At 67.4% G+C, this 14,811-nt stretch carries 6 protein-coding genes; all 6 read right to left on the reverse strand.

Annotation, left to right across the window (positions count from 1 at the left end; genetic code table 11):
• Positions 1 to 9: 9 nt before the first annotated feature.
• Positions 10 to 6,849 carry a type I polyketide synthase gene (locus test1122_RS07755; protein WP_277879804.1) on the reverse strand — a complete coding sequence of 2,280 codons (6,840 nt, stop codon included), beginning with the start codon at positions 6,847 to 6,849 and terminating at the stop codon, positions 10 to 12.
• A 3-nt stretch (positions 6,850 to 6,852) separates the two neighbouring features.
• Positions 6,853 to 8,400 (reverse strand): 2,3-bisphosphoglycerate-independent phosphoglycerate mutase, encoded by a 1,548-nt coding sequence (gpmI, locus tag test1122_RS07760; RefSeq protein ID WP_232268427.1) that lies wholly within the window; start codon positions 8,398 to 8,400, stop codon positions 6,853 to 6,855.
• Positions 8,397 to 9,716 carry a 3-phosphoshikimate 1-carboxyvinyltransferase gene (gene aroA / locus test1122_RS07765; RefSeq protein ID WP_232268428.1) on the reverse strand — a complete coding sequence of 440 codons (1,320 nt, stop codon included), beginning with the start codon at positions 9,714 to 9,716 and terminating at the stop codon, positions 8,397 to 8,399. Before aroA ends, gpmI begins: the two co-directional genes overlap by 4 nt.
• Before the next feature lie 57 nt (positions 9,717 to 9,773).
• The gene (locus test1122_RS07770) at positions 9,774 to 10,547 is read right to left on the reverse strand and encodes an SDR family oxidoreductase (RefSeq protein WP_232268429.1); all 774 of its coding nucleotides are present in this window, start codon (positions 10,545 to 10,547) and stop codon (positions 9,774 to 9,776) included.
• On the reverse strand, positions 10,544 to 11,689 hold the full coding sequence (locus test1122_RS07775; protein WP_232268430.1) for a glutamine amidotransferase-related protein: 1,146 nt from the start codon (positions 11,687 to 11,689) through the stop codon (positions 10,544 to 10,546). Before test1122_RS07775 ends, test1122_RS07770 begins: the two co-directional genes overlap by 4 nt.
• 536 nt (positions 11,690 to 12,225) lie before the next feature.
• Positions 12,226 to 14,718, reverse strand: coding sequence for a molybdopterin-containing oxidoreductase family protein (locus tag test1122_RS07780; RefSeq protein WP_422396942.1), 2,493 nt, complete (start codon positions 14,716 to 14,718; stop codon positions 12,226 to 12,228).
• Positions 14,719 to 14,811 lie beyond the last annotated feature (93 nt).

A 14,811-nucleotide genomic window follows, 5' to 3' on the forward strand; every position in this document is an offset into this window, starting at 1 on the left:
GGTCTCCAGTCAGGCCTGGGTGCGTATGTGTTCGGCGACCTTGGTGATGGTGCCGCCGCGCAGGAGCTTGGCGAGGGGGACGTTGACCTTGTACTCGCGGTCGATGCGGGTGCGCAGTTCGACGGCCATGAGGGAGTCCATGCCCATGCGCTTGAGAGGCTGGGCGGTGTTGATGCGGTCCGTCGGGGTGCTGAGGATCGATGCCACCATCCCCACCAAGCTCTGCTCCAGGTCGTCCGGAGCCGCATGCAAAGCCGTTGCAACCGCCGGTTCCGGTTCTCGTACCGACGGGGCGGCCGGTTCCGGTGCGGGCTTCGGCCGCTGCTTGGGAACAGCGGGAGTTGTCGGCGCCCCCGCTGTGGGCGTGGTCATCGGTGTGGGCAGGTGACCTGGGGCCTGGGTGCGTATGTGTTCGGCGACCTTGGTGATGGTGCCGCCGCGCAGGAGCTTGGCGAGGGGGACGTTGACCTTGTACTCGCGGTCGATGCGGGTGCGGAGCTCAACGGCCATGAGGGAGTCCATGCCCATGCGCTTGAGAGGCTGGGCGGTGTTGATGCGGTCCGTCGGGGTGCTGAGGATCGATGCCACCATCCCCACCAAGCTCTGCTCCAGGTCGTCCGGATCCGCATGCGCCTTCGGCGGCTGTGGTGGTGCTTCTGCCGCTTCGTCTGCCGGCATGGACCAGGTCTTCAGTGCGGGTGTAAGTCGCACAGACTTCGGCCGGGGCACGTCAGCGGGCTCTGGGGCAGCTCGAACAGGAGAAGACGATCCCAGGGACAGCGACTCCTGCTGCACAAGGTCACGCAGTTGTGGTGTGGCGGCCAGAGTGGGGTAGGCCTGCGCCCAAGTGCGCCAATCCACCCGAAGCACCGCAGCCTGTGTACTGCCGCTTTCGATGAGCTGCCCCATCACTCGCAGTCCCTCAGATGGGCTGAAGTGGTCCATCCCCCGGGGCACGACGTCCTGGCCGTCCTCTTGGGCCTTACGCGCCATCATGCCGACGCTCTCCCAGAACCCCCAGTTGACGACCGTGGCCGTCTGTCCCCTCTGGACTCGGTGCTGCGCGAGCGCGTCGAGGAACGCGTTCCCCGCGGCGTAGCCGCCGAGCAGCGGTGATCCGAGCAGTGCGGATCCTGACGAGAAGAGGACGAAGAAGTCCACCGTCTCGCGTTCCAAGAGCCGGTGCAGTGCCCAGGCGCCGGAAACCTTCGCGTGAAGTGCTCGTTGGACCTGTTCGGGTTCCAGCTCTCGGATGGGCGCGTACTCGATGGTCCCGGCCGCGTGGACGACACCCCGCAGTCGAGGGAGCCCCGCGTCCGCGCGCTCCCCGAGCACAGTCCTCATCGCGTCGAGGTCGGCGGTGTCGACCGCCGCGTACTCGACTTCCGCACCACGGTCGGTCAGCTGCCGAAGCAGAGTCGTCTGGGCCCTCCGAGGGTCTGCCGAGTCCAGCGACTCCCATGTCTCGACCGGAGGGAGTGAGCTGCGTCCGGTCAGGAGCAGGTGCCGCGCCCCCTGGTCCACGAGCCACTCAGCGAGCTGCCCCCCGATGCCGCCGATTCCACCGGTGACCAGGTACGTGGCGTCGGCACGGATATCAAGCTGCGACGGTGCGATCTCGCCATGCGACTCGCTGAAGGCGTGTTGCGGCAGGGTGACTACGACCTTCCGCCCGCTGGGAGTATCGCCCGCTTGGGCCAGCGGCAGCTCCGTGTACGGGAGGGGCCGCAGCACTCGCTGGTCGGTCAGTTCGCAGACCCTGCGCAGGGCATCCCCTGCGTGTCCAGGCGCGAACTCCACCAGATCTGGTACGTCGATCGCGTGGAAGGACCGGTTGGCGCGGAACGCGTCCGGCTCGATGGAAGCGGGTTCCGCCCCGTAGGCGGGTCCGGCGTCGAGGTAGCGCCCTCCCGGCGCCAGGACGGAGTTCTGCGACGGCGCGTTTCGGCGGCCACGAGTGGTGAGGACGACGTCGTAGGCGGGGGTGCCTCGGTTTTCGCTCAGTTCGACGTTCGCCGTGACATCGCACACCCCGGCGGAGAGCCACCGGGAGACCTGCTCTGCCGCGGACGCCAGCTCGCCGGTCGCGTCGTCGATCAGCACCTGCTCCCCCGCACTCACACGACCGGATTCGTGCAGTGCCCGGTACGCGGTGACGAAGGCGTAAGGCATCGTGGCAGCCTCAGCCGGACTGAGCTGCTCCGGCCTGCGGGCTACGAGGTCAGCGGACACGGTGACCGTCTCCGAGACACGACCGCGAGCCAAGGCGACGACCGGGTCCCCCACAGCGAGGCCGCGGACACCTGCACCGGTCGCCTGGACGGTGCCGACGCAGTCGAAGCTGACGGGGCGGCCTGAGACGGCGGCCCGCGTTTCGTGGGAGGCCAGGCCGGCGTGGGTTACCCGGATGGTCACTTCGCCGGAGTCGGGCTTCCTCTCCGCAGGGGCTGCGGGGATTCCCTGGGCGGAACGCAGATCCTTACGGGACATGCGCGCAACGAGGCGTCGACCGTGCCGCAGGGCCACCTGGCTTTCCTCGTCCGACCGCAGCAAGTGGCTGATCAGAGCATCCGTACTGGTCTGCTGGTCGTCGAGGTCGACGAGGCCGGTTCGCCAGTCCGGGTGTTCGATGGCCAGAGTGCGTCCCAGGCCCCACAGCGGCGCTTGGAAGGGGGAGTCGAGGGTGTCGCCTGGTGCGGCCCACTGCGCGGAGCGGCTGACCAGCCACAGCCGTGGTGTCGCGGCCAGGCCGACCTCGTCCATGGCCTGGGCGAGGTGAACGACACTTCCACACGTCAGGTCCTCGGCCCGCCGGATCTCGGTGGGCAGTGCGTCCTGGGAACAGGTCGCGTCGAGGCTCCACATGTGGACGATCCCGCGGACGGGAGTGCGCTGCTCGGTTTCGAGCAGGACCTTCGCCAGGTCGGTACGGGATGTCGGGTCGATGCGATAGCGGTCGCCGCCCATCGTGGAGTAGCCGCGCGCCGCTGTGACGACCACGACGCGGCTGCCGGCATCCCGCAGGCCCTTGACGACCTGTCGGCCTGTGGGCCCAGAGTCTGTCAGGACGACCCAGGCGTCGTCCCTGTCGCTGCCGGACACGGGGGCAGGTATGTCGCGCTGGATCCACTGGAGTTCGTACAGCCAGTCGTCGTACTCGGTCTGCGCCGGCCCGAGCGGGCCGGATGCCGAGGGTTCGGCGAGCTGCTTGGGCGCCTTCCCGAGGAGGTACTGAAGCCGCAGGTGCTTCAGCTCGGCGACAAGGCGTCCGGCGTCGTCGAGGATTCTCACGTGGCCGCTGAAGGAGTCGGCCCGCTCCTCGTCGAGGAGCCGGACATGACTCCACATCCGGGTGGTCGGGGGCGCGTACAACGCCACCTCGGAGATACCTCCGAGGACGAAGGCGCCATCTTCGCCAGGCTCGATGTCAGGCCGTGCCGCAACCAGCGCATGAGCGGCGGCGTCCAGGACAGCGGGGTGGAAGCGATGCTCGTCCCAGCCGTGCCGAAGCTGTTCCGGGCACTCCAGGGCGGCGAGTGCCTCGCCGTCGGTGCGCCATACCGAATCAATCGCCTGGAAGGCGCCGTTCCACTGGTTGCCGCGTTCGGCGTGACGGCCGTAGAACTCGGCGCGCGACTGATGTTCGGGGCATCGCTCGCGGATGGCTTCCACAGACTCGGTGCCGCGGCCCGGCCCCGACGTGACGGGTGCTACGTGTGCCTCTGCGTGCAGGGTCCAGGTTTCGTCTGCGGTGGTGCGGCTGTGCAGGCGGAAGGCGTGCCTGTCCGCGCTGGGCTTCAGGGTGACGCGGATGGTGGTCGAGGCGTCGGCGTCAAGGAAGATGGCCTCGTGGTACTGCACCTTGCTGACGGATACGGGCTCCGCACCGTGAATCTGCTGCGCGGCCGCTGCGGCCAGTTCGATGTAGGCGGTGCCGGGAAGAATGACGGTGCCCTGGACCTGGTGGTCCTCGAGGTAGGTGTTGCGGGCGAGGTCGACGGTGCCTTCCCACATCCGGCTTCCCGCCAAGGCCGGGACTTCGCGGCCCAGCAGTGGATGGGTGTGGGCTTCTGGTGTGGTCGGCTCGGGGTCCTGTGCGCCAGGTGGTGGAGCCGAAGTCCTTGGCGGCGAGGTGAGGGCCTCTTCCTCGAGCCAGTGCTCGACCCGCTGCCATGGGTAGCGCGGCAGCGGTGTGAAGACTCCGCCGGTGGTCACAGCCTTCCAGTCGAAGGAGACGCCGGCGGTGTACAGCTTGGCGAGCGAGGTGAGAAGAGCACCGCGCTCGTTCTCCTCGCGTCGCAGGGAACCGACGGCGAGTGAGGGTTGTCCGTGGTCGGCGGCTGTCGCGTCGATCGCTCCGGCGAGGACCGCGTGCGGGCTGATCTCGACGAACACGGTCTCGCCCGCGTCCAGTTCTCCCCGTACCGCTCCGACGAAGTCGACCGGCTCGCGAATGTTGCGTGCCCAGTAGGACGCGTCGAGTTCGGAACCGTCAACGGTTTCGTTGAGCAGGGTGGAGTGCAGGGGTATGGCTCCCGCAGTCGGGGCAAGGTCGGCGAGCTCGCTGAGGAGGTCCTCGCGGATGGCGTCCATCTGGGGCCCGTGGGAGGCGTAGTCGACGTTGATCCAGCGGTTGAAGACGTCCTTCTCCTCGAGCCGGTCGAGGATCTCGGCGAGTGCGTCGCGGTCGCCGGAGAGGAGGGTCGAGGTCGGGCTGTTGGCAGCGGCGAGCGCGACCTTGTCCTCGTAACCTGCTATGGCGTCCGTGGCTTCGTCGGCCGACAGCTCGACCCATGCCATCGTTCCGTGTCCGCTGAGGCGGCGGGCCATCCGGCTGCGGCGGCAGATGACCGCACCCGCGTCTTCCAGACTGAGGGCGCCGGCGACGTAGGCGGCGGCGGCTTCGCCCATGGAGTGCCCGATGACCACGTCGGGTTCAACACCCCAGGAGCGCCACACCGCGGCCAGGGCGATCTCCATGGCCCACAGCGTGGGCTGGATGACATCGACTCTGGCGAACCTGTCAGCGTCGTCGCCACGGAGCAGGTCGATTACGGACCAGCCGTTCTCGGCGGCGATCACCTCATCGCACTTGCGCATGGCGTCGAGGAAGACCGGGTCCGTGTCGAGGAGTTCCCGGCCCATGCCGATCCACTGAGACCCCTGGCCAGGGAAGACGAAGGCGACGCGGGGTTGCTCTTCCTCGACGTAGTCGACGGCAGACAGGCCGGGCGCTTCGCCGTGCTCGGCGAACGCCCGCAGTGTTGCGGCGGCGTCAGCCCGGGAGGAGACGGGGAGGGCGAGTCGGCTGTCGAAGTGGCTGCGACGCGTTCCTGCACTGTGGCAGAGGTCGCGGAGGGCGGGGGTCTTCCCGGCTTCGAGTAGCTCGGCGTAGGAGGTGGCGAGCTCGGAGAGGGCTTCGGGGCTCATCGCAGACAGGGCAAGCAGCTCGGTGCGGGCGTCGTCGCGCTCACTCCTCCCGCGTGCTGGGCCGGTCACGTCGGCAGTGGGCGCCGAGAGCACGACATGGGCGTTGGCGCCTGTCAGTCCGAAGCTGCTGACGCCCGCAAGCGTGGGCTTGTCCCGTTCAGGCAGCGGGGTGAGTTCCCTCGGCAGGCGCACCGGCAGATCGGCCCACGGAATGGCAGGGTTCGGTGTGTGCTGGTGCAGGTTCGGGGGGACCTGACCGTGTTCGAGGCACAGGATGGTCTTGATAAGGCCGGCCATGCCCGCGGCGGCCTCGGCGTGGCCGATGTTCGTCTTCGAAGAACCGACCAGGCAGGGCCGGTCGGCTGGGCGGCCGGGCCCCAGAACCTTGCCGAACACCTCGAGCTCCACCTTGTCGCCGACGCTCGTGCCGGTGCCGTGGGCCTCAAGGTAGTCAATTTCGGCGGGGCTGACACCCGCCTGTTCGTACGCCCGCAGTAGAACGTCTCGCTGGCCGTCGACGCCGGGAGTGACGAGGTAACCGCTGCTCTGTCCATCGTTGCCTATCGCGCTGCCCAGGATGACGGCGCGGACACGGTCACCGTCGGCACGTGCCTGGGCGAGCGACTTGAGTACCACGACTCCGACACCGTCGCTGCGCACGAAACCGTCGGCTGACGCGTCACCGAACTTGCAACGGCCGTCGTCGGCCAGCATGCGTGCACCGGAGTAGACGGTGCCCTCCTCCGGCAGCAGCACCACGTTGGCCGCGCCTGCGACGGCCATGGTGGTCTCACCGGAGCGAATGGACTGGGCCGCCATGTGCACTGCCGTCAGCGACGACGAGCAGGCGGTGTCGATGGTGACGCTGGGGCCGCGGAAATCGAAGGTGTACGCCAGTCGGCCGGACGTCATGGCGCGGGCGGCCGCACCGATCAGGCCGTAGAACTCCAGTTCGTCAGGCCTTTGGTATTGCAGGTGCCAGTAGTCGCCCCCGAGCTGTCCCACGTAGACGCCAGTGTTCGAGCCGGCCACCTTGTCCGTCGCCTGACCGGCGTCCTCCAGAGCCTCGTAGGTGGTCTCCATCAGAAGGCGCTGCTGAGGGTCCATCCTGGCGGCCTCGCGCGGCGAGATCCCGAAGAACTGGGCATCGAACTCCCGGATCCGGTCGAGAAACCCACCCCACTTACTGCTGGTCCGGCCGGGCGAGGACGGCGCCGGCTCGAAGATGGCATCGATGTCGTAGCGGTCGGGCGGGATTTCACTGATCGCGTCGACACCGGCGCAAAGCTGCTCCCAGAACGTGTCGATGTCCGGCGAACCGGGGAAGCGGCCGGCCATCCCGACGATCGCGATTGGTTCGGCTTGCTGAGTGGTCGTGTCTGCGCCACTCGCAGTGGCGCGCCCTGGGGTGGTGTGCATCGGTCAGTCCTTGGTCTCTGATCGGCCAGAAGTGCTGAGGAGCGACGGCGCGGAGATGGTCTCGGGAATGGGGACCCCGAGAAGGGCGAGTACGGTCGGAGCCACCGACGGCAGCGCCGGTGGGCCGTCTGAAAGGCGTGTCACCAGGCGTTGACCGGCGGAGGGCACGAGCACGCTGGGGACCGGATTGTGCGTATGGCCCCCGTAGGGACGGCGAGTACCGTCGGCCGCCGTCTTGAACATCTGCTCGGCGTTGCCGTGGTCTCCAACGAGGAGCACCCAGCGTCCTGTGGCCTCCGCGGTGGCACAGATATGTGCCACCGCGCCGTCCACCGCCTCGGTCGCCTTCACCGTGGCTGCGTAGTCACCGGTGTGGCCGACCACGTCGATGTTCGCCAGATTGGCGATCACCAGCGGGACATCGCTGCGGTGTGCAGCTTCGATGACACTGTCCGCAACCTCGGCAACGTTCATCTCCGGCTGCCCGGTGTAGTCGGCGCCGACAGTGGTGGGCACCCGGATGTGCTCCTCGCAGGGACGTTGACGCGCGTCACGTCCGTTGACGAAGAACGTGACGTGCTCGAACTTCTCCTGCTCTGCGATTCGCACCGAGTGCACCCTTGATGCTTCCAGCGTGTCGGCAAGGCCGCCGGACGCGTCGGCGCGGTGCACCAGGGCGGTCACATCCGCCTTCGTGTCGTATTCGGCGAGGCTCAGCAACGCCACGTCCCCACGACCGCTCTCTGCCAGCCGGTCGTAGATCATGTCGACCAGGGGGGAGGTGCGGTCGCTGCGGAAGTTCGCGAAGAGGATCGCGTCCCCAGCTCGGACACCGGGGTAATCACCGATGAGGGTGGGTGGGATGTCTCCGTCGCCGGCGCCTCCGGCCGCCGCCGAGGTTGCGTCCGTGTCCGTCCGCTCTTCTTCGGCGTCGACAAGTAGTCGGCAGGCACGGGCTGTCAGTTCCTTCTTCCCACTCTTGTCCATCGCGAAGTTACGACCGACTACGGTGGCGTACGCTCCGGCTCCCGCCGTGTCCGCCATCTTCTGCAGCCGCGCGATGTAGTCGACGGCGGTGCCGTCGGCCACGTCCCGGCCGTCGGTGATCGCGTGGAGCCACACCATGGGGGCGCCGGACGCTGCCGCCCCATGAAGGATTTCGCTGAAGTGGGCGAGGTCGGAGTGAATACGGCCGTCGGAGCAGAGGCCCACCAGGTGCAGGGCACGGTCGCGTGCGGCAAGGCTGCGGCAGACACGCGCGAGGTCCGGGTGAGTACGCAGCTCGCCGGAGTCCGCTTGGCGTTGCACGAGCAGGCTGTCGTACTCCAGGGGCCGCCCTGCGCCCATCACCAGGTGGCCGATCTCGGAGTTTCCCACCACGCCGTCGGGTAGCCCCACCGCCCCACCGGATGCTTCGAGTAGCGGCCCCGGATACTCGGACTTGAGGCGGTCGAGGGCAGGAGTGTTCGCCGCAGTGATGGCGTTGCCTTCGCCTGCGGGTGCCTCTCCCCAGCCGTCAAGGATCAGCAGGATCCCGTTGCGGTGGCTCATGCGGTGGCCTCACCGAGTTCCGCAAGGCGCTCCCAGAAGGTGGGGAACGACTTGGTGACGCAGCCGGGGTCACGGATGACTACGCCCGGCGTGCGCAGGCCACCGATGGCGAACGCCATGGCGATGCGGTGGTCGTCGTAGGTGTCGATGACCGCGCCGTGGGGCGTGCCGCCTTCAATGGTCATGGTGTCGGCCGTGGTGCTGACCATGACACCCATCTTGGTGAGCTCCGTACTCACCGCGTCGATTCGATCGCACTCCTTGAAGCGGAGGTTTCCGATACCGGTGATGTGCGTGGTGCCCTGCGCATAGGCGGCGACTACGGCCAGGGTGGGAACCACGTCAGGCATGTTGGACATGTCGATCTCGATGCCCTTGATGCTTTCGCCGCCCTCGAGCGTGATGGCGTCGGCCGCGGTGTCGGCTTGGCAGCCCATCTGCACCAGAGCATCGACCAGGCCCACGTCGCCCTGGACGGAGGTCCCGTCGATGCCGGGGATGTTCACGCGGCCGCCGAGTATCGCGGCGGCGGCGAGGAAGTAGGACATGCCCGAGGCGTCAGGCTCGACGGTGATTTCACCGCCCTGGTAGCGCTGACCGGCGGCCACCTTGAACCAGTCGTAGCCGCGGCGTTCGACGGTGACGCCCGCCCGCTTGAGCGCGGCGACGGTCATGTCGACGTACGGCTTGGACAGGAGCTCGCTCTGCAGGTGCACCTCGACGTCTTCGCGGGCGTAGGGGGCGCTGAGCAGGAGGCTGGTGGTGAACTGGCTGCTTACGGTGCCGTGGATGTCCGTGCGCCCGCCGGCCAGGCTGGGACCCTCGATTTCGATCGGCGGGGAACCATTGCCCTTGACGGAGACGGCCGTGACACCCAGGGGTGCGAGGGCCTCGAGCAGGTGGCCCATCGGGCGCTCCTGCATGCGGTCTGAGCCGGTGAGTACGGTCTTACCTTCGGCGAGGCCCGCCATGGTGATCAGCAGGCGGATGGGGGTGCCTGCGTTCCCCATGTGTATCTGGTGGTCGGGTGCGACCATCTTGTTGCCGTTCGGCGTCACGGTCACGGTGTTGGTCGATTCGTCGATCGCGATGTCGACATGGCCGAATGTGCGCAGCGCGTCGGCGAGGAGCAGCGTGTCCTGGGAGAGCAAGGCGTTGTGGAGAGTGGTGGGGTCGTCGCTCAGCCCCGCCATGGCCAGGTGCCGGTTGGTGTAGCTCTTCGATCCGAGGACCTTCACCGTGGCGTCGACGTTCTTGACGGGGGTGACTTCGTACTCGGGCAGGTCGAGAACCGGGTTCTTCGGCTGTGACGTCATGTACCTGTGTCTTTCCATGAGGTGTGGGCTGGCAGGGCAGCGCTGGGGTGGGTGTGTTCAGCGAGGCTGTTCGAGGCGGTGCACCTTGTGCTGGGCCGCTTGGGCACGGGGCCGGACCACGAGGAAGTCGACGTTCACGTGAGACGGGCGGGTGACCGCCCAGGAGACGACGTCGGCGATGTCCTCGGCCAGAAGCGGCTGGTCAACTCCGGCGTACACGGCCGCGGACTTCTTTTCGTCGCCGCGGTAGCGATTGAGGGAGAACTCCTCGGTGTGCACCATCCCCGGAGCCACCTCCACGACCCGTACGGGACGCCCGCAGAGTTCCATCCGCAACGTGCCGGCCAGAGCGTGCTGGCCGTGCTTCGCGGCGCTGTAACCGCCGCCTCCTTCGTAGACCGTGAATCCCGCGGTCGAGGAGATGACCACGATGGTTCCGTCACCGCTGTCGATCAGCTTGGGCAGCAGGGCCTGCGAGACGTGCAACGAGCCGAGGACGTTCGTCTCGTACATGGTCCGCCAGTCGGCGGAGTCGGCGTCTTCGACCTGCTCCGTGCCGATGGCGCCACCCGCGTTGTTGATGAGGACGTCACAACGTTCGACCGACGCCGCTAACGCTGTGACTGCGTCGCGGTCGGTGACGTCCAGCGGGTGGGGCTCCGCGCTGCCGCCCTGCGCCCGGATCTCTTTGGCCACTGCCTCGATCCGGTCGGTTCGACGGGCCGCGAGTACGACGTGATATCCCTCGGTGGCCAGCCTGTGGGAGGTTGCCGCGCCGATTCCGCTGCCCGCTCCGGTGACGACCGCCACGGGAGTGTGTTCCCCGCTCATGCAGTGCCCTGCCCGGTGAGCGCGGTGAAGCCGGGGGGCACCGTGCCGCTGTCCGCGGGGAAGACACCGAGCCAGGCGACGGCGCCCGGCTCGAGGGTGCACGCCAGCGCATCGGCTTCGGTGGTCCCGCTTTCCATCGCCCCGCTGAGGAACATGATCGGAGTGCCCCACTGCTGAGCTTGCGGCAGGCACGCGTCCGGGGTGAAGGTGCGTGGCTGTGCCGAGACGTTCTGCACAGCCAGCAAGCGAATGTCACCGTCGCTGCTCGCCCGGGTAACCGCACGCAGGCCCGCATCGATGTCTATCTGGGAGAACGTCGACCCATTGGCGAACGCGGCACGAGTGCGCGGATCATTGCGCACGCTGTTGAGGATGCGCTCGTACCCTTCCAGGTCGACGGAAGGGGCGCCTGCCACCGGCTTCGTGAAGTCGGGGGCGGCCAGATCCGCTGCCGTGTAGATCGCGGTGAGGAAGCCCGCCACGATCGGATGCACCGCTCCTGGAGTGCTGGAGAGCTCGGGCTGGAACAGACATGCCATGAAGAACGGGTGGTCGGTGATCTCCAGGGCCCGGGGCGCGTCGCCCTTGTCCCAACCGCTGAACCTGACGTCTCCCTGGGTTGCAGCGTCGAGGAACTCCTGGACCATGCCGTAGTCGCACTGGAGGATCTCTTCGATCTCGGTGCGTCCCCCGTACAGCTCGGACAGCCGGGACCCCTCACGGAGGAAGAGCGAGACTCGGTTGGTGTTGTCGGCGGTGCACGTGGGAGGAATGATCAGCTTCTCGATCGGGCCGAGATCGTTCCCCAGCTCGGCCGTCTCCGCCAGGTGCAGGACGTTCTGGGCGTACTCAAGAACGGCGCTGTAGAAGCCCCCGCATGTACCGAGGAGCGGCGTCTTGGCCTCCCGTGCGAAGCGAATGGCGCGATGCACTCCCTGAAGGGCGTGGTACGGGGCGCCAGGGACGACCCAGATGCCGTCGAACCGGGTGAAGTCGGTGCTGTCATCGATCTCGGATGTCGGTATCCACTGGGTGTCGACGCCCAGTGCGGGCATGAGCGGCTCGATGCGTGGGTGAGCCGGCTCCTCGTGGTTGTACTGATCTCCGACCAGAGCCAGGAGAGGCCTGCGCGCAGTGGACACGAGTACTCCAATGCAGGTGGTTGCGAACGCATGACGATGCGACCGCTGAGAGCGGTGGCTGTAAGAAGTGACGTGCTACGGGGAGAAGGCGAGCGTTGACCGCCGGGCAGGCGCGAGGCGTCCTTGTAGCCGACCGCATGCTCTATCTATCCCCCGTGTGGTCGTGAAGTCAGTGCCGTCCTCGCAGGCGCGAAGTCGGCAAGGCCTGAACCCGGTTTGGGTTCAAGGCCGTCCGATAGACGACTGGTTGACCGCAAATAGGTTGCGCCTCTGCTTCGACACGTGTCAAGTTAGATTCATGTCGAATTGAACCGAGGCCGACCGGACTTCGACGCCGACGGCCAACGGCTCCGGTCGTTACGGGAAGCCCGCAGGTGGGCGACGGAAGACTCAGGAGCCCCAGAAGGCCGGCGTTCCGGCTTTGGGCCGGGTGGCGAGAAGTCGGAAGCGACGCCCGTGCAAGAGGCACTCTAGCTGCGGCTCTTCTGCTGAGGCCGTCCACAGCGGACGGGTTCCGTGGCAGTGCGGTCGCTTGGTTAGGCCTTCGCCACGCGGCAGGCGAAGCACTTGTAGGCCTGCTGCCCGGATAGGTTGTCGTAGTAGCTGTCACCCGGGAGCGTGTTGGCCGGTTCGTACCGGGGCGCTTCGAAAAAGTCCCCGACTTGCTGCGCCGGGCCGTAGCCGTTGGGGACGAACACCGTGTCCTGACGGATCCCCTCCCAGAGCAGGGCCGTGCCGCGCACCGAGCCCCGGGGACTCTCCACGGTGACTTCGTCCCCGTCCTTGATGCCGTTCAGGCGGGCGGTCCGCGGGTGGATCTGAATCAGTCGGACTCCGTTGAGCTGCTTGCCGGTTCGTGTCCAGTGAGTGACTTCGGCGAAGTGCACCACACTGGGCCGACCGGTCATGCCCATCAGCGGGTAGCGGCGGTGGACTTCGTCGCTGCCGCTCACGCCCAGGTCCACGGGGTGCGTGACGGCCTGTGGGTTCACGGGGTTGGTCACGAACGACTTTCGGTAGCGGAGCGTGGGGTGCGCGCCGGTGACCTCGGGGTGTGTGTAGAAGACGGGCAGCGCGCCGTGGCCGGACTGCTTCAGCCGGTGTTCCAGCTCACGTGTGGTGATTTCGACCTTGCCGCTGGGTGTCAGGAACCGCTTTCCCCTGTACGCGGGATCCAGGGATTCGGCGGCCTCGTACCAGCTCGGGTGGTCGGCGAAGAGCGTGCTCACTCCTGGGTGCTGCGGTGTGGGGCAGGGCCAGCGCAGGGGTTCGGCGCGCTTGCGCATGCGGTCGCGTGCCATGCCACCCATACCTGGGGTGTGCTCGACAAACTGCTGCCAGAGTTCCGTGTAGTCGGTCCAGGCCTTCGGGAAGGCTTCGGTCCAGTCCTCGGCCGGACGCTGCTTGTCCAGCCGCCCCAAGGCCTGAGCGAGCTCGACCCAGATCTCCCAGTCCGGCTTTGACTCGCCGACGCGGGGGACGACCTGGTCCTGCCAGCGGACCGCGCGGTCGTCGCGGCGCATGTAAACGCCTTCCATCTCCAGCCCGCTGCAGACGGGCAGGACGATGTCCGCGTACTTCGCCGGCTCCTCCATGAACAGACCGGTGTACACGTAGAAGTCGAGCTTCTTGAACGCTTCCCGCACTCTGGTGGAGTTGGCAGAGGCGACCAGTGGATTGCCCTGTGTGATCACGGCCTTGAGCCGGTACGGGCGGCCGGTGAGGATGGATTCGGTGAAGTAATCAGGTCCGACCGGCAGCGCTTCGCGTCGCTCGGGGGTCTCGGCCGTGAGTTCAGGCAGTGACAGGGCGCCTGGCCAGGTGTTGTGCATGAAGTTGCAGCCACTGCCCGGGATGCCGATGTTGCCGGTGACCGCCGCAAGGAAGGCCAGTACGCGGTAGGTGTCGAAGGCGCCCAGCTGGTGGGAGATGCCTGCGTTGCAGAAGATGGCTGCAGGCTTGGCTGCCACGTATTCTTCGGCCATCTGAGTAATCGTTACTTCGGGGACTCCGGTAACGTCGGCGGCCCATTTCGGCGTGTACTGGTGCTTCGCCAGGTGCTTGCGCAGCTCTTCGAAGCCGACGACCCAGCGGTCGACGAAGTCGTGGTCATACAGCTCAGCGTCGACGATGTGCTGGAGCATGGCCAGCACCAGCGCGTAATCCGTGTGGGGCTTGGGGGACACCCAGCGGTCCGCCTCTTTACCCGTGGGAGTCAGCCGAGGGTCGACGACGGTGAGGGTCGCACCGGTTTTCTGGCGTTCCCGGAGCAGGTACTCGAAGGTGACGGGGTGAGTCTCGGCCTGGTTGGTTCCCAGGAAGAGGAAGTGCCGGGCCGCTCCGAGGTCCTGCTCCCCGGTCGCGGCGTCGACGCCGTAGCCATTGGTGAAGTTGCCGAGACCGAAGGTTGCGGCGAGGGCGTCCCCTCCGGCGTCGTTGCAGACCGGGCCGACATCGCTGTTGTTGGGGCTGCCCAGCATCGCGAACATGCGGCCCACCAGTGCGCCTGTGCCCTGGGGCATGCGGCCCGTGGTGCGGTTGGCGATGGCGTACGCCTCCCCGCGGTCGCGGAGATCGAGCATCTTCCGGGCGATCGTCTCCAGGGCTTCGTCCCAGCTGATCTCCTCGAAGCGGGAGTCGGCCGAGCCCTTCTCACCCGCCACCCGGCGCAGGGGCGCTGTCAGCCGGGTCTCGTTGTAGACAAGCTCGGGCATCAGATCGGCCTTGAGGCACACCTTGCCGTTCTGGACCGGGTCGTCCTTCTCGCCCCGTACCCCGATGATCCGATCCGCCTTGAGACCCACGTGCAGGCGGCAGTTGGCGTTGCAGAACTGGCAGGCCGTGGCCACGGTCCGGTCCGGAGTGAGAGCCGCGGAGCCGTCGGTGAAGTCGAAGTCGCCCGTCGTTGCCGTGCTCGACGTGGCCTCGCTCGCGCTTTGACGTATGCTGCGCGCCGGACCGGGTGCATGCTCCCGGGCGGCTGCGGGGCCGGCGGCGAAGGCACCAAGCGCTGCTCCGCCTGCAGTCACGACCCCCCGGCGTGAGGGCTTGGACAGTGGTATATCCCTCAACACGTACGTTCCTTCCCCCGTCGGTGATGGTGTGGATCTGACACCTTGGGG

It is taken from the genome of Streptomyces gobiensis (genome assembly GCF_021216675.1).
In the GTDB taxonomy this organism is placed as follows: Bacteria; Actinomycetota; Actinomycetes; order Streptomycetales; family Streptomycetaceae; genus Streptomyces; species Streptomyces gobiensis.

Bases quoted from the DNA above. Each gene is read 5' to 3' on its own strand.
- test1122_RS07755 (WP_277879804.1), bottom strand. From the start codon at position 6,849: ATGCACACCACCCCAGGGCGCGCCACTGCGAGTGGCGCAGACACGACC.
- gpmI (WP_232268427.1), bottom strand. From the start codon at position 8,400: ATGAGCCACCGCAACGGGATCCTGCTGATCCTTGACGGCTGGGGAGAG.
- aroA (WP_232268428.1), bottom strand. From the start codon at position 9,716: ATGACGTCACAGCCGAAGAACCCGGTTCTCGACCTGCCCGAGTACGAA.
- test1122_RS07770 (WP_232268429.1), bottom strand. From the start codon at position 10,547: ATGAGCGGGGAACACACTCCCGTGGCGGTCGTCACCGGAGCGGGCAGC.